This window comes from Paenibacillus vietnamensis, assembly GCF_020169515.1.
Classification (GTDB): domain Bacteria; phylum Bacillota; class Bacilli; order Paenibacillales; family Paenibacillaceae; genus Pristimantibacillus; species Pristimantibacillus vietnamensis.
In genome coordinates, this window is record NZ_JAHMHW010000013.1 from 126,310 (window position 1) to 151,790 (window position 25,481).

At 52.7% G+C, this 25,481-nt stretch carries 21 protein-coding genes; 15 read left to right on the plus strand and 6 right to left on the minus strand.

The window, feature by feature from the left end; translation table 11 throughout:
• Positions 1–84 precede the first annotated feature (84 nt).
• From sigI to odhB, 7 genes are all read left to right on the plus strand, one after another.
• On the plus strand, positions 85–903 hold the full coding sequence (gene sigI / locus KP806_RS20815; protein ID WP_263575797.1) for an RNA polymerase sigma factor SigI: 819 nt from the start codon (positions 85–87) through the stop codon (positions 901–903).
• Positions 900–2,273 carry an anti-sigma factor domain-containing protein gene (locus tag KP806_RS20820; RefSeq protein WP_224725665.1) on the plus strand — a complete coding sequence of 458 codons (1,374 nt, stop codon included), beginning with the start codon at positions 900–902 and terminating at the stop codon, positions 2,271–2,273. The genes sigI and KP806_RS20820 overlap by 4 nt, the downstream gene beginning before the upstream one ends.
• A gap of 209 nt (positions 2,274–2,482) precedes the next feature.
• The gene (locus tag KP806_RS20825) at positions 2,483–3,856 is read left to right on the plus strand and encodes an ATP-binding protein (protein ID WP_224725666.1); all 1,374 of its coding nucleotides are present in this window, start codon (positions 2,483–2,485) and stop codon (positions 3,854–3,856) included.
• A 71-nt stretch (positions 3,857–3,927) separates the two neighbouring features.
• Positions 3,928–5,448, plus strand: coding sequence for a leucyl aminopeptidase (locus KP806_RS20830; protein WP_224725667.1), 1,521 nt, complete (start codon positions 3,928–3,930; stop codon positions 5,446–5,448).
• Between the two features lie 83 nt (positions 5,449–5,531).
• On the plus strand, positions 5,532–6,239 hold the full coding sequence (locus KP806_RS20835) for a DNA alkylation repair protein (protein WP_224725668.1): 708 nt from the start codon (positions 5,532–5,534) through the stop codon (positions 6,237–6,239).
• 332 nt (positions 6,240–6,571) lie between these two features.
• Positions 6,572–9,478 carry a 2-oxoglutarate dehydrogenase E1 component gene (locus tag KP806_RS20840; protein ID WP_224725669.1) on the plus strand — a complete coding sequence of 969 codons (2,907 nt, stop codon included), beginning with the start codon at positions 6,572–6,574 and terminating at the stop codon, positions 9,476–9,478.
• A 7-nt stretch (positions 9,479–9,485) separates the two neighbouring features.
• On the plus strand, positions 9,486–10,721 hold the full coding sequence (gene odhB, locus KP806_RS20845; RefSeq protein WP_224725670.1) for a 2-oxoglutarate dehydrogenase complex dihydrolipoyllysine-residue succinyltransferase: 1,236 nt from the start codon (positions 9,486–9,488) through the stop codon (positions 10,719–10,721).
• Between the two features lie 76 nt (positions 10,722–10,797).
• Here the strand turns inward: odhB and KP806_RS20850 are convergent, their stop codons facing one another.
• The gene (locus KP806_RS20850; protein ID WP_224725671.1) at positions 10,798–11,691 is read right to left on the minus strand and encodes a LysR family transcriptional regulator; all 894 of its coding nucleotides are present in this window, start codon (positions 11,689–11,691) and stop codon (positions 10,798–10,800) included.
• Between the two features lie 167 nt (positions 11,692–11,858).
• Here KP806_RS20850 and KP806_RS20855 point away from each other — a divergent pair, with 167 nt between their 5' ends.
• Both KP806_RS20855 and KP806_RS20860 read left to right on the plus strand, forming a co-directional pair.
• On the plus strand, positions 11,859–12,476 hold the full coding sequence (locus tag KP806_RS20855) for an acyl-CoA thioesterase (RefSeq protein ID WP_224725672.1): 618 nt from the start codon (positions 11,859–11,861) through the stop codon (positions 12,474–12,476).
• A 173-nt stretch (positions 12,477–12,649) separates the two neighbouring features.
• Positions 12,650–14,479 carry a PAS domain S-box protein gene (locus KP806_RS20860; protein ID WP_224725673.1) on the plus strand — a complete coding sequence of 610 codons (1,830 nt, stop codon included), beginning with the start codon at positions 12,650–12,652 and terminating at the stop codon, positions 14,477–14,479.
• Between the two features lie 6 nt (positions 14,480–14,485).
• On the opposite strand, the gene KP806_RS20865 is transcribed toward KP806_RS20860, so the two are convergent.
• The 3 genes from KP806_RS20865 to KP806_RS20875 all read right to left on the minus strand — a co-directional run bounded on the left by KP806_RS20865 (position 14,486) and on the right by KP806_RS20875 (position 17,151).
• Positions 14,486–15,715, minus strand: coding sequence for an MFS transporter (locus KP806_RS20865; RefSeq protein WP_224725674.1), 1,230 nt, complete (start codon positions 15,713–15,715; stop codon positions 14,486–14,488).
• Between the two features lie 43 nt (positions 15,716–15,758).
• Positions 15,759–16,187, minus strand: a complete 429-nt coding sequence (locus tag KP806_RS20870) for a MarR family winged helix-turn-helix transcriptional regulator (protein WP_224725675.1) — start codon at positions 16,185–16,187, stop codon at positions 15,759–15,761.
• A gap of 118 nt (positions 16,188–16,305) precedes the next feature.
• Positions 16,306–17,151, minus strand: coding sequence for a helix-turn-helix transcriptional regulator (locus tag KP806_RS20875; protein WP_224725676.1), 846 nt, complete (start codon positions 17,149–17,151; stop codon positions 16,306–16,308).
• 174 nt (positions 17,152–17,325) lie between these two features.
• On the opposite strand from KP806_RS20875, the gene KP806_RS20880 reads away from it, so the two are divergent.
• The 5 genes from KP806_RS20880 to KP806_RS20900 all read left to right on the plus strand — a co-directional run bounded on the left by KP806_RS20880 (position 17,326) and on the right by KP806_RS20900 (position 22,653).
• Positions 17,326–18,462, plus strand: coding sequence for a Gfo/Idh/MocA family protein (locus KP806_RS20880; RefSeq protein ID WP_224725677.1), 1,137 nt, complete (start codon positions 17,326–17,328; stop codon positions 18,460–18,462).
• Positions 18,459–19,532 (plus strand): Gfo/Idh/MocA family protein, encoded by a 1,074-nt coding sequence (locus KP806_RS20885; protein WP_224725678.1) that lies wholly within the window; start codon positions 18,459–18,461, stop codon positions 19,530–19,532. Before KP806_RS20880 ends, KP806_RS20885 begins: the two co-directional genes overlap by 4 nt.
• Before the next feature lie 218 nt (positions 19,533–19,750).
• A complete protein-coding gene (locus tag KP806_RS20890) occupies positions 19,751–20,968 on the plus strand; it encodes a GTP-binding protein (protein ID WP_224725679.1) in 1,218 nt (405 codons plus the stop codon).
• 493 nt (positions 20,969–21,461) lie between these two features.
• A complete protein-coding gene (locus tag KP806_RS20895) occupies positions 21,462–21,917 on the plus strand; it encodes a VOC family protein (protein ID WP_224725680.1) in 456 nt (151 codons plus the stop codon).
• Positions 21,918–21,951: 34 nt separating this feature from the next.
• Positions 21,952–22,653 (plus strand): SDR family oxidoreductase, encoded by a 702-nt coding sequence (locus tag KP806_RS20900; protein ID WP_224725681.1) that lies wholly within the window; start codon positions 21,952–21,954, stop codon positions 22,651–22,653.
• Positions 22,654–22,777: 124 nt separating this feature from the next.
• Here KP806_RS20900 and KP806_RS20905 read toward each other — a convergent pair whose 3' ends face one another.
• Together KP806_RS20905 and KP806_RS27865 are read right to left on the minus strand one after the other, a co-directional pair.
• Entirely contained in the window at positions 22,778–24,016 is a 1,239-nt protein-coding gene (locus tag KP806_RS20905; protein WP_224725682.1) for a DUF5667 domain-containing protein, read from the minus strand.
• A gap of 102 nt (positions 24,017–24,118) precedes the next feature.
• Positions 24,119–24,439, minus strand: a complete 321-nt coding sequence (locus KP806_RS27865; RefSeq protein ID WP_318153735.1) for a LysM peptidoglycan-binding domain-containing protein — start codon at positions 24,437–24,439, stop codon at positions 24,119–24,121.
• A gap of 252 nt (positions 24,440–24,691) precedes the next feature.
• On the opposite strand from KP806_RS27865, the gene KP806_RS20915 reads away from it, so the two are divergent.
• The coding region (locus KP806_RS20915) for a hypothetical protein (protein ID WP_224725683.1) at positions 24,692–25,481 on the plus strand (790 nt) is incomplete at its 3' end.

The following is a 25,481-nucleotide window of genomic DNA, read 5'->3' on the forward strand; positions in this document are numbered from 1 at the left end:
TCGGTGCAGTTAAAAAGTTCCGTGAAGAGCACCCCCTTAACCGAAATAACAGAAACGAATCCTACTAGTAGTGAGGTGAAGCGGTTGTTACTTGTATTGTTCAAGCGTTTCTTGAGGAAATCCGCTTCCTCGAAGGCAGAAGAGAACGAACAGAAGCTCGCTCCCGAACAATGTATTGAACTGATCCGTCAAGGTGACGATCAGCTGCGCGAGCAATTTATTTCCGATTACAGACCCTATATTCTGAAAGTGACAAGCCGCTTTTGCAAACGGTACATCGATCCGATGAGGGATGACGAATTCAGCATATCGCTGCTCGCTTTTAACGAAGCGATCGACCAATTCAACAGCAGCGCTGGAAAATCATTTATCGGATTTGCAGAAACCGTCATCCGCCGCCGGCTTATTGACTATGTCCGGAAAGAGCAAAGGCATACGCAGGTCGTGCCTTACAGTATGTTCGACTCGGAGGACGATGAGCAGCCTCAATATAATTCCGTTGAAACGAGGCAGGCGCTCACAGCGTTCGAGATTCAGCAGACGGAGGATGAACGAAAGCTTGAGATCGTGGAGCTGAATCAGGAGCTGCTGAAATTCGGCATTACGTTTACGGAGCTGGTGGAGCAGTCCCCCAAGCACGCGGACTCGAGAGCACTGCTTATCGGCATCGCAAAGACGCTGTCGGGAAATGGGGAAATGTTAACGGCTTTAAGGGAGACGTCCAAGCTGCCGGTAAAGGATCTGACCGAGAGCTGCGGAGTTTCGCGCAAGACGGTGGAGAGAAACCGGAAATACATCATCGCAATCGCACTGATCATATCGGGATCTTACCCGTTTATGCACGATTATCTGCAAATCGCAGCAGATGACCAATTTGAAAGGAAGAGGGAGGCGAGCAAATGAAACGCGGTGTCGTTATGAGCGTTAATAAGCAGCATGCAATTGTTATGACGGCGGATGGCCAATTTTTGCGAGCCCCGATTTCCGGAAAGACGCAAATTGGCGAAGAGCTCACGTTCGATGAGGAATATAAGCCTGCCCGAATCTTTAAACCGGTTTACCGGTATTCGGGCGCCGCGGCCATCGTACTGCTGCTTATGCTTCCTTTGCTGCTTTATATCGGACGGGATGCTCCTCCGGTGGTTGCTTACCTTAGCATGGATATTAATCCGAGCGTCGAGATCGGGGTAGACGAAGAGGATAAGGTAAGAGAGCTTCATGCACTGAATGAAGACGGCGAGAAAATCATTCAAGGCCTGGATTATAAAGGGATGAAGGTAGAGGTTGTGGCGGCATCGATCCTTCAGCGGGCGAACGTCTCGCATTATTTGGATACGCCCAATAAAGAGATCTTTATTACTAGCGTGATCCTAAACGGCCAAACCGGGTTGACCCTTGACTATGAATCGATTTTGGCGAAAAAAGTCGACGAAGCGATCCGCAGCCTGCTGGCGAAGCTTTCCGGTGAAGCTGCCAGCGCTAATGTAACGACCTTGTCCGTACCATACGAGGTGCGCGATGCCGCAGCCGCGAATGGAATATCGTCAGGGAAAATGGCCCTGTATCTGATGGCGAAAGCGGAGGGCTACATGCTTGAGCTCGAGCAGATCCAGCAGCAATCGATCACGAAGGTGACCGAACCGATCGGCGGGGTGAAGGCGATCGTGGAGCAAGCGGAGTATACTAGCAAAGAAAAGCTGAAGGAGCTTGTCGAAAAAGAGAAGCAATCGAGCTGGCAGAACGGGAATGGGGATGCCGGCAAGGCGACTCCCGAGGCTACTGCGGCGACCAAGCCGGTGAAGACGGAGAAGCCTGAGAAAACGGCTGTCAGCAATTCCGTCAAGACGAATAACGGAAAAGGTACAGCCAAGCCGTCCGTTACAAGTAAGCCGGCTGCGGGATCGAAGCAGGACGACAAGAAGGACGAAAAGGAGAAGTGGAAGGACCGCTTCAAGTCCGATGACGAAGACGATAACGACGGCTGGAAGGACAAGATACAGGACGACGATTGGCTTAAACGATGGTCTGAATGGCGGAAATGGTACCTCAGCAACAACAACGGTAACGATGACGACCGCAAAGATGATAAACAGAGCGATGAAGATCGCGATGACGACAATAATGACAATAGTAACGATAATGACAGCGACCAGAACAAGGACGATGGAAAGGACGATGATAAAAAAAAACGTGACTCCGGGGATAACGGAAATCCGCACAGCGACAAAAGCGACAAAGGAGAAAAGAATAGCCGGGAAAAGCGTGACGATTAGATAAAAGAAAAAAACGGTTCGGTAAGCGCTTGTACGTACAACTTCGTGAGTATGGGGCCGCAGCACTAGACGGCCGCACGGATGTCTTTAAGCCTAAATCCCGTACAAATTTCGACAGTATTTCCGATTGACAGTGCTTGTAAACTCCCCCTATGATTAGTAGTAACTATTGCCGTTTGTCTATAGATGTTGCCGGGGAGGAGTACATGATGCAGGTCATTCGAAAGCGCTATTTCCCGGCGCTTGCCGAGTATGTTCGAAGTGGAAAGGAAGCGTCCCTGTTTCATGCAAGCGAGCTTGGCAAAGAGCTGTACGGTATAAATCCGGAGGAAATTATCGCGGTTCACGAAGAATGTATACAGTCGCTGGCAGCCAATGTCGATTCGGATGAAGCGATTAGGCTGTATAATCGTTCTTTTGTTTTTTTAATGGAAATTATGGTGGCCTGCCGGTTTCGTTTGGACCCTGAGCAGTCTGCCGACCAAAGATTTACGGAAATGCGGGAAATGCTGTTTCGATCCAACCGTTCGTTCGAAATGGTCAAGAATAAATATGAAAATGTTCTGCAGCATATGGACAGCGGTATTGCATTATTCGACAGCGACGGCATATTATCGTTCATCAACGTGCAGATGGCTAAGCTGCTCGACATTCCCCGCAAAACCTTGATCGGCTGTAACATCAGGGAAATTCTTCGGCATCCGCAGCTATCCCGAAGCACAAAACGGACACTGCTCCGGCTTTATAAGGAAATGTTCCTTATGCACAGCAAGTACTACGAGTTCCAGCATAAGGACGGCAAGCATCTGCTTGTTACGGTTACATACGGGGATCAATTGGACGGGGATTTTTTATTTAGCGTCAAGGACGTATCGGAATACAAGCAAATCGAGCAGACCGCGCTCCAGAACGATAAGCTTGCGATGCTTGGCAAAATCGCGGCGGCGATCGCGCACGAAATCCGGAACCCGCTTACAAGCATAAGGGGATTCATCCAGCTGTTGCGCCCTTATTTGCTTGAGGTAGGGAAAGAAGAGTATGCGCGTATTATTTTGACGGAAATCGACCGGGCCAATGATATCATCTACGAGTTTCTGAATTCGTCGAAGCCGTCGGCGCCTATGAAGCAGCTGGTGCGCATCGACCACATTATCAAGGAAGTCGTACTGCTGACGGAAAGCGAAGCGTTAATGCGCAATTGCGAGATCAAGGTGGAAAGCTATTGCCCGGATAATCTCGTATCGATTGACGTCAAGCAGGTGAAGCAGGTTATTCTGAACATCGTCAAGAACTCGCTGGATGCCATCGAGGAAATCCAGGGAGAACGCAGAGGCCTGATCGAAATTACGATTAGGCGCGAAGGGCAGTTTGTTGGCATTTTAATTAAGGACAACGGCAAAGGCATGGAGAAATCGACGATGAACAGGCTGTTTGATCCGTTTTTTACGACGAAGCAAGCCGGAACGGGCTTGGGGCTGTCCGTCAGCTACCGGATCGTGCGCAATCATAATGGAACGATCCGGGTAGACAGTCAAGCGGGCGTAGGAACGGAGTTTATTATTTATTTGCCATTAGCCGAATAAAGGATTAGAATCGGGGTAAAAACAACCCGATTCTTTTTTTTCATCATGGGTACAGTGAGGAGTTGCTAGCGATGAGCGTACTATTTACATACGGAGCCCGGGCTGCCGAGCAGGCGGTGCCGGATGCCGTCGTGCGGTTTGTAGGCATAGAAGAGCTTGGTGCCGGCGGCCCGGCGGCGGCGCCGATCGTGCAGCCGCAAATCGACGAAGCTGTTCGCGGTTTGTATGCCAGAGGTCTGTTTAAAGGGGAAACGGAGCAAACGGAAACCGTTTCCACACTAGGGCTATATCCCGCTGCTCATATCGTCTTTGCGGGGATCGGTCAGGAAGGCGGAGCGACCGGCCTTCGCCTTGCCGCTGCCGCGGCGGCGAAGGCGTTGAAAAAGCTGCGTGCGGGCACGGTTCAAGTTCTTTTGCCGGAGCAGCTGATCCGTGATATCAACGGCGGTATCGGTGCGGAGCGGGCTGCACAGGCGTTAACGGAAGGTCTGCTGCTGGCCGTTCATACCAGACAGCCGCTTAAGCGGGAGCAGAAGGAACGTTTTTCGCTGCAGGAGGTAGCTTTTGTGCCGCAAGGGGCGTCCGCCGGCGATCAAGCCGCGTGGGAAAGCGGAATAGCAAAAGGACAACTGTATGCGGAAGGCGTCAGCTTCGCAAGGGATTTGACCAATCTGCCGGGGAATGACCTCACGCCCGAGCGGCTGGCGTTCCACGCAGAGGAGCTTGCGCATGAGCTTGACCTGGAAATCGAAGTTGTCGACGAGTGGAGCGCGGCGGAGCAGCAGATGGGCGGCTTGCTCGGCGTAGGTCAAGGCAGCATCAATCCGCCGAGGATGATTGTCATTCATTATAAAGGAAACCCGAATTCGGAGGAAACATGGGGCCTGATCGGCAAGGGGATTACCTTTGATACCGGAGGCATCTCTTTGAAGCGTGCCGAGGGGATGCAGGAAATGATTTCGGATATGGGCGGGGCTGCCGCTGTACTCGGGGCAATGCGGATTATTGCTTCGGCGAAGCCCGCAGTCAACGTGGTTGCGGTCGTTCCGACAGCCGAGAATATGCCGTCCGACCGGGCGCTTAAGCCGGGAGACGTGCTGCGGACGATGAGCGGGCATACGGTCGAGGTCGTCAATACCGATGCGGAGGGCAGGCTGGTGCTTGCCGACGGGCTGACGACGGCGATTACCCGCGGCGCGACTAAGCTTGTAGACGTTGCAACGCTGACCGGAGCGGTCATGGTTGCGCTCGGAGTAGAGGCGACCGGCGCCGTTACGAATAACGACGATCTTCTGAAGCAGGTGCTCGGGGCTTCCGAACGTTCCGGAGAGCGCATTTGGCCGCTTCCTGCTTATCCGGAGTACAAGAAGCTGATCCGGAGCGATGCGGCGGATCTGAAAAACAGCGGGGGCCGCTATGCGGGGACGATTACCGGAGGGCTGTTTATCGGTCATTTTGCCGAAGGGCTGCCTTGGGTGCATCTGGATATCGCCGGCACGGCGTTTCTGGATTCCTCCAGGGGCTGGGAACCGAAGGGGGCCACGGGCGTTATGGTCCGTACGCTGGCCGAGCTGGTATTGCATCGGGAGTAAGTCCGGACGACGGCCGGGGCGTCATTACTGCGGCCGCGGAAGGCGCAGCGCTTAAGCAGATTTGAGAATCGGAGGAGCTGTTCATGACATACGAGGAAGTGATGCAGGAGCTCGAGCGTCTCGGCACGGAGCAGACGAAGATGACCTTTATTCGCCACGGGGCGATGGAGCCGTTCTTCGGTGTGCGGGTCGGCGATTTGAAGAAGCTCGTGAAGCCGGTCAAAAAGGATCAGGAGCTGGCGCTGAGCCTGTACGAGTCCGGAAACAGCGATGCGATGTACTTGGCCGGTCTGACGATCAATCCCAAAACGGTATCGAAGGAAACGCTCCGGCAATGGGCCGACCGGGCGTACTGGTATATGCTCGCCGAATATACCGTCGCGGGCGTGGCCGGCGAAAGCCGGTATGCGCGGGAGCTGGCGCTGGAATGGATCGATTCGCCCGATGAGATGAAGGCGGCCTGCGGCTGGAGCACCTATGCGAATTATTTATCGGTCACCCCGGACGAAGAGCTGGATTTAGAGGAAATCGGCGGCCTGCTGAGACGGGTGAAGGAAACGGTTCATCAAGAGAGGAACCGGGTCCGGTATACGATGAACGGTTTTGTCATTGCGGCAGGCATCTATATCGATGCGCTTCGCGAGACAGCGGAAGCGGTCGCCGAAAGAATCGGCAAGGTGCATGTGGACGTAGGCGATACCGCTTGCAAAGTGCCGCTTGCGGCCGAGTACATCGGCAAAGCCGTGAAGATGGGCAAAACAGGCGTCAAGAAAAAAACGTGCATTTGCTGACGGCAAATGCGCGTTTCGCGCCGCCGCCGCTTGGATGCGGCGGCGTTATTTTTTTGCAGAAAACCGCAAGTCCAATGACGCCTTCCTTCGAAAATGGGGTTATACTGATTAAAGCAAGCACAAATTTGAGAACGGCAATCAATGCTTGAAATGGATGAATTCGATGCCAATATGATTATAGAAGGCAAGCATGATATGTACTAAAATAAAAAGAAGTTATGGAGCCAAAAGATTTTTTGAATAGGGCAACAGGCAAGACGGCGCATGTATGAGCAGGCGCGCCTTAGAAAATAATAGGATGGCAATGAATAGAGAGGGTGGAATTTTCTGCAATGAGCATCCATGATGAGCGAAATTATTCGCCTTGGCAAAGCTACTATGGTCCCAATCTGGGGTATGTGCAGGAGCAATACGAACGCTTTTTGACTGATCCGAATTCGGTGGAAGCATCGCTTCGCGAGCTTTTCGTACGGTTTGGCGCACCTCCTTCCGATACGGTCGGAAAGGGAGCTGCAAGCAAGCCGAGCGCACAGCCTGCTGCGGCTGCAGCCGTAACCGGTTCAATTGATGCAAATATGTTGAAGAAGGTCGTAGCTGCCCATCAGCTCATGCTGAACATCCGCAGATACGGCCATTTAGCTGCGGATATAGACCCGCTTGGCTTAAGCCCCGAGGCGGATACGAAGCTGCTGGAGCCGGAAACCTTCGGCCTGACGCAGGCGGATTTGACGTCTATTCCGGCATCGCTTATTTGGGAAAATGCTCCGGCATCGATCTCGAACGGCTGGGAAGCGATTTCCCGTCTGAGAGAAATCTATTCGCGTTCCGCCGCTTACGAATTCACGCACATCCATGACGAGAACGAGCGCAACTGGCTTCACCGCCAAGCGGAATCCGGTTCGTTCCCTGCCCCGCTTTCGGCAAGGGAGCGCTCCGCGCTGCTTGAGCGGCTCATGGAAGTCGAATTTTTCGAAAACTTCCTGCACCGTACATTTGTCGGCCAGAAGCGCTTCTCCATCGAGGGCGTCGACATGCTTGTTCCGGTTCTGGACGAGATCGTCCGCGCAGTCGCGCATGATGGGGCAAGCCACATTCTGATGGGCATGGCTCACCGCGGCCGTTTGAACGTGCTGGCCCACGTGCTCGGCAAGCCGTACGAGAAAATTTTCTCCGAGTTCCACCACGCGCCTAACAAAGAGCTGATTCCTTCGGAAGGCTCCATGGGCATTAACTACGGCTGGACGGGAGATGTGAAATACCATCTCGGCGCAGACCGCGCCGTGAAGGAAGGCGAAACGGTCCGCGCAAGACTGACGCTTGCGAACAACCCGAGCCACCTTGAATTCGTAAATCCGATCGTAGAGGGCTTTACCCGCGCGGCACAAGAGGATCGCAGCAAGCCGGGCATGCCTGTGCAGGATTTGGCCAAAGCCGTTACAATCTGCATCCACGGGGACGCTGCTTTTATCGGCGAAGGCATCGTAGCCGAAACGCTGAACTTCAACAAGCTGCAGGGCTACCGCAACGGCGGCACTCTGCACATTATTGCCAACAACCGCCTGGGCTTTACGACGAACAGCGTCGACTCCCGTTCGACGCATTACGCAAGCGACCTGGCCAAAGGTTTTGACATTCCGATTGTGCACGTGAATGCGGATGAGCCGGAAGCATGCCTTGCCGCTGTCCGTCTCGCCTGCGAATACCGTCTGCGCTTCAATAAAGGTTTTGTCATCGATCTGATCGGCTACCGCCGCTTCGGCCACAACGAGATGGACGACCCGGAAGTAACGCAGCCGCTTATGTACGCCAAGGTGAAGAAGCACCCTACGGTCAGCACGCTCTACAGCGAAAAGCTGAAAGGCGAGAAGGCGTTATCCGAGGAGCAAGTCTCCGAGCTGCGCGACCGGGTGAACGGCAAGCTTCAAGCCGCTTATGACGCAATGAAGGCGAACGAAGGCAATCCGCAGGTTCGCGTCGAACTGCAGCAGAACATTGTCCCTGCAGCGGAGGAAGCCCGCACGGCAGTACCTCTGGAAACGCTGCGCGAAATCAACCTGGAGCTTCTGAACCGTCCGGAGGGCTTCACGGAATATACGAAGCTTCAACGGATCTTGCAGCGCCGAGCTTCCGGGTTGAACGACGGCGAGAAGATCGATTGGGCGCATGCCGAGGCGCTTGCGTTCGCGACAATCTTGGCGGACGGCACGCCGATCCGTCTCAGCGGACAGGATTCGGAGCGCGGAACGTTTGCGCACCGCCACATTATGCTGAACGACAACGCCAATGCGGATAAGTTCTCGCCTCTGCACATGCTGCCGCAAGCGAAAGCATCCTTCGCCGTTCATAACAGCCCGCTGTCGGAAACGGCCGTGCTTGGCTTTGAATATGGCTACAATGTGTTCGCGCCGGAAACGTTCGTCATTTGGGAAGCGCAGTACGGCGACTTTGCCAACGTTGCACAGGTTATTTTCGACCAGTTCATTTCGGCGGGACGCGCAAAATGGTCGCAGAAGTCCGGCGTCGTCATCTTGCTGCCGCACGGCTACGAAGGCCAAGGACCGGAGCACTCGAGCGCAAGGCTGGAGCGTTTCCTTCAGCTGTCGGCCGATAATAACTGGACGGTTGCCAATTTGACGTCTTCCGCGCAGTATTTCCACCTGCTCCGCAAGCAGGCGTCACTGCTTGGCACCGACCACATGAGACCTCTCGTGCTGATGGCGCCGAAGAGTCTGATCCGCAATCCGCGCGTCGCGTCGCACGGCGTGGAGCTCAGCGAAGGTTCGTTCAAGCCGGTGCTGCCGCAATTCAGCCTGACGGAGACGAAGGAGCAGAAGGACAAAGTGAAACGTCTGGTGCTCTGCACGGGCAAAGTGGCCGTCGATATCGAAGAGGCGCTCTCATCCACGAACGCCGAGGATTTCGAATGGCTGCGGGTAGCTAGAGTTGAGCAGCTGTATCCGTTCCCGCGCGCGGAAGTAGAGCGGATCGTGAAGCAGTTCGACAAGCTGGAAGAGATCGTATGGGTACAGGAAGAGCCGAAAAACCAAGGCTCGTGGTTCTTTATGGAGCCGCGTCTGCGCGAATTGGCGCCTAAGAAGGCAGCCGTACGTTATGTAGGCAGACCGGATCGTTCGAGTACGGCAAGCGGACACCAAGACGTGCACGCCACAGAACAAAAATTGATCATTTCGACGGCTTTGAACGGCAAGCCGGTTGAAACAAGTTTGATTAGGGGGTAGCAACAAAATGGCTGAAATTATCGTACCGGAACTAGGCGAGTCCATCTCAGAGGGCACAATCACGAAATGGTTTGTAAAAGAAGGCGACACAGTAAACCAGGGGGATGTCCTTCTGGAGCTTGAAACGGATAAAGTAAACATCGAAATTAGCGCTGACAACAGCGGTGTCGTTTCCAAAATCGCGAAGCAGGACGGCGAAGTCGTCCTGGTCGGCGAAGCGATCGGTTCGATCGGAGCGTCTGCAGCCGGCGGAGCGTCCGCACCTGCGGCACCTGCTCCAGAGCCTGCGGCAGCAGCTCCTGCTGCACCGGCAGCCGCACCTGCCGCTGCGCCGGCACCTGCTGCGGCTCAGCCAGCAGCGGCTGCCAGCGAAGGCCCTTCAGTCGTTGTCGGTTCCCCTGCTGCGCGCAAACGTGCCCGCGAGCAAGGCATCGATCTGACGCAAGCGACCGGACAAGCCGCGCCGGCACCTTCGGTAGCTACGCCGGTATCGTCCGCTCCGCTTACGCAAGCCGCGCCTGTTGAAGCAAGCAAGGACGCGAAGCCGACTGAGCGCAAGCGCATGTCGCGCCGCCGGATTACGATCGCGAACCGTCTCGTTGAAGCGCAGCGCACGGCAGCAATGCTGACGACGTTCAACGAAGTCGATATGACGGCCATTCTTGACCTGCGTAAACGCCGCAAGCAATCGTTCTTTGAGAAAAACGACGTTAACCTCGGCTTTATGTCTTTCTTCACAAAAGCGGTCGTTGGAGCTTTGAAAGCCTTCCCTCTTCTGAATGCGGAAATCGACGGCGAAGAAATCGTCGTGAAGAAGTTTTTCGATATCGGCATTGCCGTATCGGCTAAGGAAGGCCTTGTCGTTCCGGTCGTACGCGATGCGGATCGCCTGAGTTTCGCAGAAATCGAGAAAAATATCGTTGACCTTGCTACAAAAGCAAGAGCAAACACGCTGTCGATCTCCGATCTTCAAGGAGGCAGCTTCACAATTACGAACGGCGGCGTATTCGGCTCCCTGCTGTCCACGCCAATTTTGAACACTCCGCAGGTCGGCATTCTCGGCATGCACAAAATTCAAATCCGTCCGGTAGCGATCGACAACGAGCGCATGGAAAACCGTCCGATGATGTACATCGCGCTTTCGTACGATCACCGGATCGTAGACGGCAGCGAAGCGGTTCGTTTCCTCGTTACCGTTAAAGAGCTTCTTGAGGATCCTGAGCAGCTGCTGCTGCAAGGCTAATCGAAGCCGGCTGTATATAAAAAGCTGTCCTGAAGGCAGAGGCTGACGCTTCTGCCTGACGGGCAGCTTTTTTTCTTCACGAATTAACTTTAACCTCCGCTTCCATCATCCGTATCCACTCTCGCGCGGCAAAGGATAAGTATTTTTCCTTGCGCCATATCATCGAAAGCTTCCATGAAATCGACGGCTGAACAACCTTGACGGAAGCGAACCGCTTCGGGTCAAGCTGCAGGCATACTTTTTCGGGCAGGAGGGTGATCCCGTATTTGGCTGCTACCATTTCCGTCATGAAATCCCATTGAGAGCTTTCGAATACGATTTTAGGCTCGAAGCCGGCAGCTGCGCAGTGCTCCCGGATCAGATGGTGAAGCGTGAAGTCCTTTCGGAACATGATGAACGGCTCTTCCTCCAGTTGATGAAGCCGGACGGAAACCGAGGAAGCGAGCCGGTGGCCTGCATGCACGACGAGCCGCAGATCCTGATTGCTGCAGGGAAGGAGATGAAATTTGTCCTGATCCTTCACAGGGAGGATGACCATGCTGAAATCCAGTTCCCCCTGCAGCAGGTCCTGCTCAAGGCTTTTGCCGCCCTGCTCGAACATCTGCAGCCGAATCTGAGGATACTGCGTCAGAAATTTTTCAATGATGGAAGGAAGAAAATAACCGCCGACCATTGGAGGAATGCCCAGCCGGAGCGTTCCTTTTTTTAATTTGACGACTTCCTCCAGCTCGCTCGACATATGCTCGACCGAATCGATGACCGCTTTAGCCGAACGGAGGATGGTTATGCCTGCGTCCGTCAGGACGATCTGCTTGGAGGAGCGGTCCAGCAGCTGTACGCCCAGCTCTTCTTCGAGAAGCCTTACCATTTTGGATAATGAGGGCTGGGTAATATGAAGGTTGCGGGCGGCCTGGGTGAAGCTGCCGGCTTCCGCGACCGCAACAAAATAAGTCAAATGCTTCAGATCCATCGCTGAACTCCTTCGTCCGAATCCGGAACCTTGGTATTGTTACGCCTTACAAGTATAGTGAAAAGGAATGTAATCTATTCGATATATGTATTTTACCTATAGGTCCTGAGGGTGTAAACTAATCGATGTTATAAATCTATAAATCTATCAAGAAAAAAGGTGTTAACATGCTGCAAGAAAAAATGTCCGTACTTCCAATAAAAGCAAGAGCCGCTTCGGACTCTCTTACCATAAAAGACTCCATCGTGCTGCCGCCGGATACGAATCATCACGGTACGATTTTCGGCGGGAAATTGATGGCTTATATCGATGACGTAGCGACAATGGCCGCAACGAAGCACGCCCGCCTTCCCGTCGTAACCGCGTCTACGGATTCCGTCGACTTCCTTCATCCCGTCAAGAAAGACGATGGCGTCAGCTTGGCTGCATTCGTGACCTGGTCCCACAAAACGTCGATGGAGGTATTTGTCCGCGTCGTGACGGAGGATCTGCTCACGGGTGTACGCAAGGTGTGCGCTACGTCGTTTCTTACTTTTGTTGCGCTTGGCGAAGACGGCAAGCCGGCTGAGGTGCCGGGCGTTATTCCGGAGACGGCGGAGGAGCGGTTGCTGAACGAAACGGCTCCCGAGCGCAAGGAAGCGCGGAAAATCCGGAGGCAGGAAAGCAAACATTTTGCCCAGTTTCTAGGTACGGAGTATGCCTTCAAGACAAAGCGGGAGCAGCCGAAGCCGCAGTATTCCGCGAATAAAGGCTTCCAGTATGCTTGGGACGCCGAATGGGAATAAAGAACGAATAAATTCAAATAAATGTCAATAATTACAAACCGTATGTCGCTAAACGATTATTCTTTTGGCGATTATATGGTTTTTTTGCTATAAAAGCGTATAATGATGCAGGAAGACGGGGAAGCGCGTTGAAAATAAAAAGGGAGCGATTGTACGAATGAGGTGGGAACTGGATGAAAGTAGACCGTAACGAAGTACAATTAAAGGAAAGCGAGGAAAGGTACCAGCATCTTGTTCAATTGCTGCCCGATGCCTTAATCGTTCTTATTGATGATCGGATCGCTTTCGCCAACGCTTCCGCTTTGAAGCTGGTAGGGGTCCATCGGCAAGAGGAGATGCTCGGCCAATCGTTTTACCGTTATGTGCACCCAAGCTATTCCAAGGATTTGCCGGCTCATATTCAGTATTTGTTGAAGAGTTCGCAGCCGGCTGACTACATATATAATAAGCTGGTCAAAAGTTGCGGAGATACCGTAGATATTGAAATGAGAGCGGTTGCAGTCAAATATGACGGCAGGTCCGCCGTACAGCTGATTATCCGCGACATTACCGACAGGAAGAAAATGGAGGCTACGCTTGACGAAAAGAACCATTTGTACAAAAGCCTCGTCGAAAGCGTAGTCGCGGGCGTATTCGTCATCCATGGCAGCAGTATCGTATACGCGAATCCCTATTTGGCCGAAATGTACGGTTATTCGGTTGAGGAAATGTTGAAGCTATCGCCTAACAAGCTGCTGGATGAGACCGACTTTAAAATCATCCATAAAGGCATCATTAATTCGATGTTGAGCGGAATGAAGCAGTTTTCGTTTAAATGCAAAGGAATCCGCAAGGACGGAAGCTCGCTCTATTTGGAGGGCAACAGCACGCTCATTATGTTCGACGGACATTTGTCGCTGCTTGGCACTGTGCAGGATGTTACGTTTAAGCATGAACAGGAGCGCGTGCTGCGGGACAGCGCCAAGCTCTATCAAAAAATGATTAAATTCGTGCCCGAGCCGATCATCATCAGCGATGCCGGGGTGATCGTTTATGCGAATAAACTGGCTATGCAAATGGTTGGCGCCATAGAAGCATCCGAAGTGATCGGAAAAAGCGTATTTGAATTTATCCATGTCAGTTATCATGAAGATACGATTCAGGCGATGCGGCATGTGATGAGATCGGAGGAGCCGACGCCGTATCAGGAAAGGGTCATCGTCTGTCCCGACGGGGGGCTGCTGGATGTGGAGATTTCAAGCATCCGGATCAACAACTATTTGGGCAAGGATGTTATGCTGAGCGTTATCCGTGATTTGACTGAACGGAAGCGGGCGGAGGAAATGCTTGTCCGCTCCGAGAAGCTGTCGGTCATCGGCCAGCTGGCTGCGGGAGTGGCGCATGAAATCCGCAATCCGCTTACCGCGCTGAAGGGCTTCACGCAGCTTCTCAGGAACAAATATCCGGAGCAGGAGCATTATTTTGAGATTATGGCCAATGAAATCGATCGAATCGCGCTCATCGTCAACGAGTTTATGACGCTTGCGAAGCCGCATTTTGCCGAATTTAATTCCGCTCATCTGGAGCCGATTCTGCAAAGCGTCATTAATATTTTAGAAACTCAGGCCATCTTGATGAACGTCACGATTCATTTCCGGCACGAAGTGCAGCTGCCGTATGTGCACTGCAACGAAAACCAGTTAAAGCAGGTGTTCTTGAACGTCATCAAAAACGGGATCGAAGCGATGCCGGAAGGCGGTGAGCTGACGATCGCGGCGGAGATGACGGATGACGGGGAAATTCTCATTTCGATACACGACATGGGACCCGGCATACCGGAGGAGCTGATCAAGAAGATCGGTGAGCCGTTTGTAACCACGAAGGAGAAGGGAACGGGACTCGGGCTCATGATCAGTACGCGCATTATCGAAGCTCACCGGGGCACCCTTCACATAAGCAGCCACCCCGGTCATGGGACTGTCGTTGAAATAAAGCTGCCCGTATCGGAGCAAACTAATCTTTGACATGGATCAAGAAGCAGACAGGACGGACGGTTCGCCGGCGGCGACAGCCAGCCGTTTCCGTCTATGGTGCAACACAAAATAAATGACCGAAGACAGAGCGATAATGGCGGCGCAAAGCATATACATCACATTGTAGCCGTACCCGGAGGCCAGCGCGCCGAGCGAATAAGAGCCGATACCGTAGCCCAAATCGAACAGCAGGTAAAAGGTTGCCGTAGCCAGTCCTCGCCGCTCCGCAGGAGCAGCCAATACGGCAATCGTCTGAAAGCAAGGCAGCAGCGCGCCATAGCCGAGCCCGATGACGGCTCCCGATACCAGCAGCAGGGCCGGCGTATCCGCCTGGCTGAGCAGCAGCATGCCGGCCGCGAACACCGCGATACTCGGATATACGATCAGATGTTCCGAAACGCGGTCGAGCAGCCTGCCGATAATGGGCCTCGGCAGTACGATCATAACGCCGAAGCAGACAAAGAAATAGCTCGCGTATTGATCAATGGCCTGTTCATGCGCATATACCGACATGAACGTCACCAATCCGCTGTACGCAAACGCAACGACAAAGCCGCTCAGGGCGATCGGCACCGCTTTGCGTTCGATAAGCTCGCGCCAACTGAGCTTTGCCGCGGGTTTTGCGAGTTTTGGCCGGGCGTCATGTTCCACTTGTCTGCTGGATGGAGTTTTAGCCGAGACGCCAAGAAGAAAGGCAAGCAGCGAGCAGGCTGCACACAGCACGAACATTGCCGTGAAGCCCCATTCCGTCGTAATCGTTAAGCCGGCGAACGGCCCGATGACCATCGCAAGGCTCATAAACAAGCTGAAGTAGCTGATTCCTTCGCCTTTGCGGCTTTCAGGCATAATGCCGATTGCAGCCGTATTCGTAGCGGTCGTCGCAACGGCAAACGAACCTCCGTGCAGGAAGCGGACGAGCAGCAGCGCCGCATAGCCGAATACTCCGAAATAAGCGAAGGAAAACAATAAATAAAGAAGCAAGGAGATCGTAACGATCTTTCGTTCCCCGAAGCTGCCCATAAGCTGTCCGGCGAATGGACGAAGCAGAACGGCCGCGATGATAAATACGGTCATGGCCAAGCCTGCTTGTGTATTCGTGCCATGTAGATCGTTCGTCACATAAGTCGAAAGGGCCGTAGCCAGCATATAGAAAGCAAAAAACAGAAAAAAGCTGCTTAAACAAATTTTGATGAAGCTCGCGCTCCATAATGTCGTCCGTTGATTCACTCTGATGTTCCCCTCTCGATGAAATTGGTGCCGCGGCTCGATCTTACGGAAATTGCAGCGCGTTGCGGTTGATTTTGGCGATAAAACGTTTGAACGCATCGATTTCGTCTTCGGACACGTCCGTTAACAGATGATTGACGAACGCTGCTTCAATCGGAGCCAGCGTGCGCGCCATGTTTCTTCCCTGATCGCTGACGTAGAGCAGCTGCGACCTGCGGTCATTCGGATTGACGGCGCGCCGTACGAGCTGTTTGCGCTCCAGCTGATCGAGCAGGCGGGTAATGTTGGCGGGGTCCTTCTCCGTTCGTTGAGCCAGATCCTTGTGGCTGATGCCGTCCTGTTCATCCAGGGAGACGAGCACCGACCATTGCTCCGGCGTAATGTCGTACTCCTGAAAGAGCTGCCCAAGCCGCTGGTTAAGCCTCCGGCCCGTATTGCTGATCAAGTAGCCGACCGAGTCGTTTAATTCCATACGATTCACCTGCATTTCTAATTTAGTTGTTATAACAATAATACGCTTATCAACTAAATGGGTCAACGGCTCCCGCCGTTTTTTTGTGGAAGAGGGTACATGACTTGCACATTGGATTCTAGGTATCAAGCCGCTGGCGCTTGCGGTATTGCTCGGGAGTATATCCGGTCTGGAGCTTAAAGGTACGGCTGAAATGGGAAGGATGCTTGAAGCCGACATCGTAGCCGATTTCCGTAATCGGCCGGCTGGAATCGAGCAGCTCGATTTTGGCCTGATAAACGCGCCGCTGCATGAGAAACTGAAAAATCGTTGTGCCGGTCACTTCTTTAAACGTTTTGGCCAAATAGTATTTGCTCAAATGCAGTTCGTCCTGAATGCCTTCGAGCGTGATCTCCTCGTTAAAATGCATGTCGATGTAGGAAATAACCGTTTGCACATGATGCTCCTTGGAGGACGGAAAGGAGATTTTCTCCTTGAGCGGCTGCTCGCACAGCTGGTTCAGCAAGATCATGAAGTCGAGAAGAAGAGCATGAGCCCGCTGCTTCGAGAACGGGTCGTTCTCCATGTACAGCTTCTCCAGCTTCTCCAGTGACGCTTCCGCCTCCAGCTTCCGGTCGCCGCGCAGCTGAAGCCTTACGTTCTGCAGCTTCTCGAAAGGCAGCAGAAGATCGTCCGCATAAGCGGGCTGAATCAATTGCTTGAAATAAACGGGGTCGAAATGAATCGTTGTCCGGTGGTACGGAACGCTGGGATCGACATAGGCGCGGTGCAGCGTCATTCCATGCATCACGATAAGGTCGCCCGGCTCCAGTACATGGATCCGGTCGTTAATAATATAGTTGGCTTTGCCGCTGCGGAAATAATAAATTTCGTAATGGGAATGGCTGTGATATGGAATTTGGGATAAATAGGACGAGCTCGTGCCGATCGTAAACGGCGAATCGATGACGTGTCGCGTGGGCATGACCCGCACTCCCTTCTTTCAATCCCCTTCATTATACACCAACCACAGTCAAATAAAAGCGCAAACAGGTTAACGCGGATGAAGCCTGAAAGGCTGCCTGGTGGTACGATATTAACATGCTAGCGTTTACAATAAAGTTGATTGTCATTATGCATAAAAGGGGCGAAATGTAAGATGCAAACCGTTCGTTTGGGCATTATTGGACTCGGCAACATGGGCAAGGGGCACATCGGTTATCTGGCTAAGGGAGAGGTTAGCGGCGTCGTCGTCACAGCGGTCAGCGACAGCGTGGCGGACAGTTTGCAATGGGCGAAGGAAAAGCTCGGCGAGCAAGTCGGCTTATTCACGAGTCCGCTTGAAATGATGGATTCCGGATTAATCGACGCGGTTCTGATCGCGACTCCGCACTATTCCCACCCGGAGCTGGCGATCGCCGCCTTCGAACGCGGCCTGCATGTATTATGTGAAAAGCCGGCTGGCGTCTATACGAAGCAGGTGCGCGAAATGAACGAGGCGGGAGCGAAAGCGAGCGTCAAGTTCAGCATGATGTACAACCAGCGGACGAACCCGCTTTACGTGAAGCTGAAGGAGCTGATCGATTCCGGAGAGCTGGGCGAGGTAAGACGGACGAACTGGATTATTACGAACTGGTACCGTTCGCAAAGCTATTACGATTCGGGCACCTGGCGCGCGACCTGGGCCGGCGAAGGCGGCGGCGTACTGCTAAACCAGGATCCGCATCAGCTGGATCTGTGGCAGTGGACGATCAGCATGATGCCGAAGCGCGTACGGGCGTTCTGCTATTTTGGCAAACATCGGAATATTGAAGTCGAGGATGACGTTACGGCATTCGTCGAGTATGAGAACGGCGCAACCGGCGTATTCGTTACGTCGACCGGCGAGGCACCTGGCACGAATCGACTGGAAATCAGCGGCGATAACGGAAAAATCGTCATCGAGAACGATTCGCTTACGTTCTATAGACTTCGCACGCCGGAGCCGGAGTTCAACCGGAACTTCAAAGGCGGCTTCGGATCGCCGGAATGCTGGAAAATCGAAATTCCGGTGAAAGGCACGTATCAGGATCATAAAGGCATTACGCAAAACTTCGTGAATGCGATCCTGCATAACGAACCTCTGATCGCTCCGGGCGAGGAAGGCATTAAGGGGCTCATGCTCTCCAACGCGATGCTGCTGTCCACCTGGACGGATAACTGGGTGGATCTGCCGATCGACGAAGATCTATTCTATGAGCAATTGCAGAAACGGATCGAAAGCTCGACGTATCAAAAGGAGGCTGTAACGAAATGAGCAATGCGGACGGAATGAAATATGCGCCGAAGGGCAAGCCGAACAAAGTGGTGGAGGACGACCAGTTCGTCATTGCCGCAGTCAGCCTTGATCACGGTCATATCTACGGAATGTGCAATGGCCTGGTTGAAGCGGGAGCAACCTTGAAATGGGTTTATGATCCCGATCCGGCGAAGGTGGAAGCATTCGTAGAGAAGTATCCGCAGGTACAGGCGGCGGAGTCGCTGGAGCAGGTGCTTGGCGACCCCGAGGTGCAGCTGGTCGCGGCTGCGGCCATCACGTCGCTGCGCGGGCCGCTTGGCGTCCGCGTGATGCGCAGCGGAAAACATTATTTTACGGACAAGGCGCCGTTCACGACGCTCGAGCAGCTGGAGGAAGCTCGCAGGGCGTACGCGGAAACCGGCAAAAAATATGCGGTCTATTACAGCGAGCGGCTGCATGTGGAAAGCGCGATATTCGCCGGGCAGCTGATCGAGCAGGGAGCGATCGGTCGCGTCGTGCAGGTGATGGGCCTCGGTCCGCACAGGCTGAATGCTCCGGCAAGGCCGGAATGGTTTTTCGAGAAAGAGAAATACGGCGGCATCCTGTGCGATATCGGCTCTCATCAAGTCGAGCAGTTTCTGTATTTCACAGGCAATACGAATGCCACGGTCGTAAACAGCAAGGTTGCCAATTACGCGAACAAGGATTATCCAGAGCTCGAGGATTTCGGCGATATGACGCTGGTCGGAGAGAATGGGGCGACGGGTTACTTCCGGGTGGACTGGCTGACTCCGTCGGGTCTCGGTACCTGGGGCGACGGACGTATGCTTATTCTGGGCACGGAGGGATATATCGAGCTGCGCAAGTATATCGACATTGCCCGCGAGCAGGAGGGCGATCAGCTGTATTTGGTGAATGCCGACGGCGAGCAGCATATGAAGCTGCGCGGCAAGGTCGGCTATCCGTACTTCGGACAGCTGATTCTGGACTGCCTGGACGGAACGGAAAACGCAATGACGCAGGAGCATACGTTCAAAGCGGCGGAGCTGTCGCTGCTTGCGCAGAAGCATGCGGCGAAGGTGGAGTAGCGGATTGGCGTTTGGACAATAGAAGCAATTGGATTAGATGGGGCGCTCCTTTGCGGGGCGCCTTTTTAAATTTGTAAGACATTGACGAAGCGGGAAAGGCTTGTTATACTTCCTTTAAACGTAACTATTACGATTTATGTTAAATGGCGTTTTTGTTTTTCTGTATTAATCGTAATTATTACGTTTTGAGATTTTAAATAAGGACAGAGGTGTCGCAAATGAAAGAGAACAAAATTCCGGTAACCGTGCTGAGCGGCTATTTGGGAGCCGGCAAAACAACGGTCATGAATCATGTTTTGAACAATAAAGACGGTTTAAAGGTGGCCGTAATCGTAAATGATTTGAGCGAGCTTAATATCGATGCGGGCCTCATTCAGGATGGCGGCGGGCTTTCCAGGACAGAGGAGAAGCTGGTGGAAATGTCGAACGGCTGCATCTGCTGCACGCTTAGAGAGGACCTGCTGAAGGAAGTGGAAAAGCTGGCGAAGGAAAACCGCTTCGATTATATCCTGATCGAGTCGACGGGAGTCGGGGAGCCGGTGCCGGTCGCGCAGACCTTTACATACATAGACGAGGATCAGGGCATCGATCTATCGCAATTTTGCAGGCTGGACTGCATGGTTACCGTGGTGGACGCTTACCGCTTCTGGCATGACTATGCGTCGGGCGAGACGCTTCTTGACCGCCGGCAGGCCGTCGGGACGGACGATACACGCGAGGTGGCGGATTTGCTGATCGATCAGATCGAGTTTTGCGACGTGCTGCTGCTGAATAAATGCGATCTGGTTGCCGAGGAGGAGTTGGCGGAGCTTGAGGGCGTACTCCGAACGCTGCAGCCGCGCGCCAAATTCATACGCACGTCGAGAGGGCGGATCGATCCGAAGGAAATTTTGAACACTTCGTTGTTCGATTTCGAAGCAGCGAGCCGCTCGGCGGGTTGGATCAGGGAAATGGAAGCTCCTGCCCATACGCCGGAAACCGAGGAGTACGGGATTGCCTCCTTCGTTTATGAGCGGGCGAAGCCGTTTCATCCGGAGCGGCTCATGGCATGGATGGAAAATTGGCCGGAGGAAATTGTCCGCGCCAAAGGCATTGTTTGGCTTGCTAGTCGTAATGATTACGCTCAGACCTTAAGCCAAGCCGGGCCGTCCATTCAGTTCGGACCTGCGGGGCTTTGGGCCGCTGCACTGCCGGAGGCGGAGCGGGAGGCGCTGCTGCAGGAAACCCCCGAGCTGGCTGAAGCCTGGCATGAGCGTTATGGAGACCGGATAAACAAGGTCGTGTTCATCGGCATAGAGATGGATCGGGGGCAGCTGACGGAGGCCCTTGACGGCTGCCTGCTTACGGACGGCGAGCTGGAGCAGGACTGGAGCTTGCTCGGGGATGCTTTTCCTAAGGCGGCAGATGAGCTGATGGAAGCGGGTAAACGTCCATAAGGAAATGAGATAGCAGCGTCAAGTAAGGCAATGTAGGGTTCTTTAAAAGCAGGTTTCAGGCATCGGCTTGAAGGCTGCTTTTTTGATTGCAGATCGGATTTTATCTGGAGAGATTACATACTGCTTTATACGTTTATTAGTAGAGGGAGGCCCAAAAAAGCCGGCTATTTTTGACGCAGCTTTTGCGATTGACAGCCGGTGTTTTCGTTGGTAACATGATCTCATGAACGCGCGTTCACTGAAGCCGCTTGTGTGAAAGCGCTTCTTCAGCAGCTCTCTTAAGCTGCAGCCGTACATAGTTCAAGAGTGTTAACGCGTGTTAACGATTCCGATGCTTTCAAGCCTGGAGGGAGGGATGCGGGAATAGAACCGCGGCAACGATTGACGCAATTCTATAATATCCGCTTGATGCTTATGTACCTGCATGAATCTCTTATTTCGGTACGACGGAACTTATACGATACCCGCTAACGGGCCTAAGGAGACGATATCGATGGCAAACAACGTGCTGGGAACGCGAACGATCACGCAAATCGGTCTTTTGGTTAATGATATTGAAGAAACCTCGCAGGCGTATGCCGATTTTTTCGGCGTCGATAAGCCTGCCTGGTTCTGGACGGATACGGTAGATAAGGCTCAAACGGAGTATAACGGCGAGTCGACGGTTGCCCGCGCTAAACTGGCCTTCTTCGACATGGGCTCGCTGCAGCTGGAGCTGATCGAGCCGGATGAGCATCCTAGCACATGGAGGGAGCATCTTGACAGGCACGGGGAGGGCCCTCATCATATCGCTTTTGTGGTGGACGGCATGAAGGAGAAGGTGGCATTGATGGAGGACAGAGGCATGCCGCTTATCCAGAAAGGCGAATACACAGGCGGCCGTTATGCTTATATGGATACGTTCAAGCAGCTTAAGGTTATGCTGGAGCTGCTCGAAAACGATAAATAGCAGGGAATGATAACCGATAGGAGGAAGAGGAAGCATGCTTATACTGATTACAGGGGCGAACCGCGGATTAGGGCTGGCACTGGCGGAGGAAGCCTGCTCGCGGGGGCATAAAGTTCTGGCGGGTGTAAGGGGACCCGGCTCGTCGGCGGACGGCCTGCAGCAGCTTGTGGAGCAATTTCCCGAACAGGTGACGGTTCTGCCGCTGGATGTCACCGACGAAAATTCGGTACGCTACGCTTATGAGCAAGCGTCAAGCCGGATCGGCAGCCTGGATGCGGTCATTAACAGCGCAGCGATACTGCGGGGACGCGACCAAAAGCTGGAGCAGCTGGATTTCGGACAAATGGAGGAAACGTTCCAAACGAATTTGTACGGTCCGATGGCCGTACTTAAACATTTCCTGCCGCTGCTGCGCAGGGGAGAACGGCAAAGCGTAATCAACATCAGCTCGGAGGCCGGAAGCTTCTCGGGCGCTTACGGCGGGGATTATTCGTATGCCCTATCCAAATCGGCGCTTAATATGTTCTCGGCGCAGCTTCGGCGTGAGCTTGCTCCGGCGGGCATTCTCGTGCATGCCGTCCATCCGGGCTGGATCAAAACCGATATGGGCGGGGAGCGGGCGCCCGGCGACGCGCGCGAGTCGGCGAAGGGCATCCTCGATTTGATCGAGAGAAAAACGGAAGCGCCTGCGGATGCGTTATTCATCGACCATAGAGGCAAAGCGATGAGTTTGTAAGTTAAGCGTGAAAAGTAAAGGACCTCAATCTCCACTGAGAAGCGGAAGATGAGGTCCTTTTTGGTAGGTAAATTTTTTCTAAGAAGAGAGGTAAAACTGACAATTGATCTTTTGAGCTAGTCCCTTACTTGTCGTTGTTGCCTTGATTTTTATCGGAATTCCCTTTATTTTGAGAATTCTTTTTTTCACCGGCAGACGGATGAACCTTTTCGGTTTTTTCAGTCTTTTCTTTTTCATTCTTTTCTTTTTCAGTCTTTTCCTTATTAACGTGCTGCTCAGCTTTTTCCGGCTTTGTATTTTTAGTTAATTCTTTTGCTGCTTTCTTTTCTGCACGGTCAGAAGCGCCTGCTTGAACGGCTTTAGCTTCATCCTCGTCCGAGCTTACATCGGATGTCGGAGCCGGTTGAACAACCGGATCAGCGGTCTCGACTGCTTCAGTAGTCTCAGCTTGCTCAGTCTGCTCAGTTGTCTCAGAAGCCGTAGCCTCGTCGGTTGGAGCCGGCGATTCTGTTTTCTTCTCGGCTTTTTTCTCCAGCTTGGCAAGCTTCTTCTCCAAATGGCCGAACGCTTTAATAATATTTTTCAAAAGAGACTGTTGGGCTTGCGGATTTTTCTTATTCTCAAGAGCGGCAGTCAGAGCAATAATATTGTGCTGCAGATCGGATTTTACCGTTAGATCAGCATCCTGCTCCTCTTTCTCATCCTCCACCTTGGAGTCGTCTGCAGCCTTCTCATCCTCCACCTTGGAGTCGTCCGCAGCTTTCTCATCCTCTACCGCAGAGTCGTCTGCAGCCTTCTCATCCTCTACCGCAGAGTCGTCTGCAGCCTTCTCATCCTCGACCGTAGTGTCGTCCGCAGCCTTCTCATACTCCACCTTAGAGTCGTCTGCAGCGATTTTTAACGCCTGCTGCTGATTTTCCAAAGACTTCTGAAGAAGCTCTTGCGCTTTTTCCGTTTCCCCGGCCTTGTACAGGGCGTTAGCTTCCGACAAACGCTCTTGGGCGAATTCGGCATACAGCTTGGCCTCTTTAATATTGTCAGTCGTCACGAGCAGTCTAATATTTTCATAGATCGTTTTTATAAAATAGAAGAAGTCCCCTGGCAATAAGCTTGGTTCTTTCGTTTCCGTTTCAGTAACCTCTGAGCTCGCTGCTGCATCCGTTGCATCAGTCGTTGTTGTCTCCATTGCAGAAGTTGTTGCTGCATCCGTTACAGCAGTTGTTGTCGTCTCTTGTGTCGTTTCGAGTTTATTATCCGCAGAAACGAGTACGCTGCCTGTCGTACTGAATACAAGTGTTGTTAACAAAGCGCATTTCGTAAGCACGTTAAAGTGTTTTGTTTTCATAGAACCGTTTTGCTTCATCCTGATTCCCGCCTTTGTATGATTGTAGTAGCTGCAGCTGCACTAACACTATACGAGGGCGGGAATTATTTTCAGGGGGTAATGAAGGATCTTTAATTCTGACTAGCCTTGTTCCAGACGTTCTACGCGCCTGCGAAGGCGGTCGACTTCATTGGAAAGACGCTCTACTTGGCGCTCCAAACGCGTGACCCTGCGGTCTATATTATCCGGGCCAGGCGGCAGCGGCGGGGCAGGCGGGAACGGTGGACCAGGCGGACCAGGTGGAAACGGCGGCGGACCGGGTACAGGGATGTACAGCCTTAATCCGGCATATATGAAATTAGGATTGGTCAGGCCGTTCGCCTGCATGATCGCTTGCACGGTCGTTCCGAATCTCGATGCGATAGACCACAGCGTATCGCCGGGCTGCACGATATAATTCATGAAATTTTCCTCCCAGTAAAAGAATCCTTTACCGAGATCAGTGTATGTGCTCTAGGCCTTTGTTGATTGAGACGAATGCCTAATTTACGAATGCGCCAAGGGAACGCCCGTTATTTCAATGACGGGATGAGAGTGGCGACTTCTCGCTTGTTATCGAATATCTTAAAATGTTTAATCACTTGAAATAAGAACATATGTTCGTTATAATTGTATTGTACGATCTTATGTTTCAAATGAGGGAAGTGAGCGATATTGTCGGTGATTAGCATTCTCGTTCGATTGAAAAATCCAAGCAAAAAGAAGAGAGCCGGGTGGCAAACGGATCAACAGCAATACGCACAGTGTATAAACTGGTGTGTGGAACGTATTCGAGAAGGAGAGAAACTTTCTTCGGCTAAAGTTCCGTTCCCCTTAAAGTCAGCCATTAAAAATGAGGCCATACGCCGTGCGAACAAGGCCGTTTCAGACTTTAAAAAAGGGAGAAGCAGGCGTATTCCTGTTTTCAAATCTTCTCTCCCCCTTTCCATCAATAATCAAAACTGGGATACACGCCAAAATAATGATCGATGGTATATCGGCTTCACAAGCAATGCCGGCAAGGTCTATGTTCCAGTCGTTGAAAATGATATCGTTCGGACCTACTTTCCATACTTTGAGAAACAAGATCGTAGAGATGTGAATCGCTCCTTCCGAGGCACCATGCAGCTTCTCCGAAAAGGCTCAGCCTGGTATGCAGCCATCCCTGTAGAGGTGTCTTGCGAGTGGCAGATAAGTGCGTATGAACCTCAAACGGAGATCGGAATCGATCTTGGACTAAAAGCAATCGCTGTAGTCAGTGAACCCCAGTCAGGCAAACGCCAATTCTTTTCCGGTAAACAAGTGGGTTATATACGTCGACATTTCCGTTCCCTGCGCCAGTCCTTAGGTAAGAAGAAGGCTCTGCGAGCCCTAAAGCGCATAGGTCAAAAGGAAAGACGATGGATGACCGACTACAACCGAAAATTAGCGAAGCAAATCGTACAGTTTTCTTTGGAATTTAACA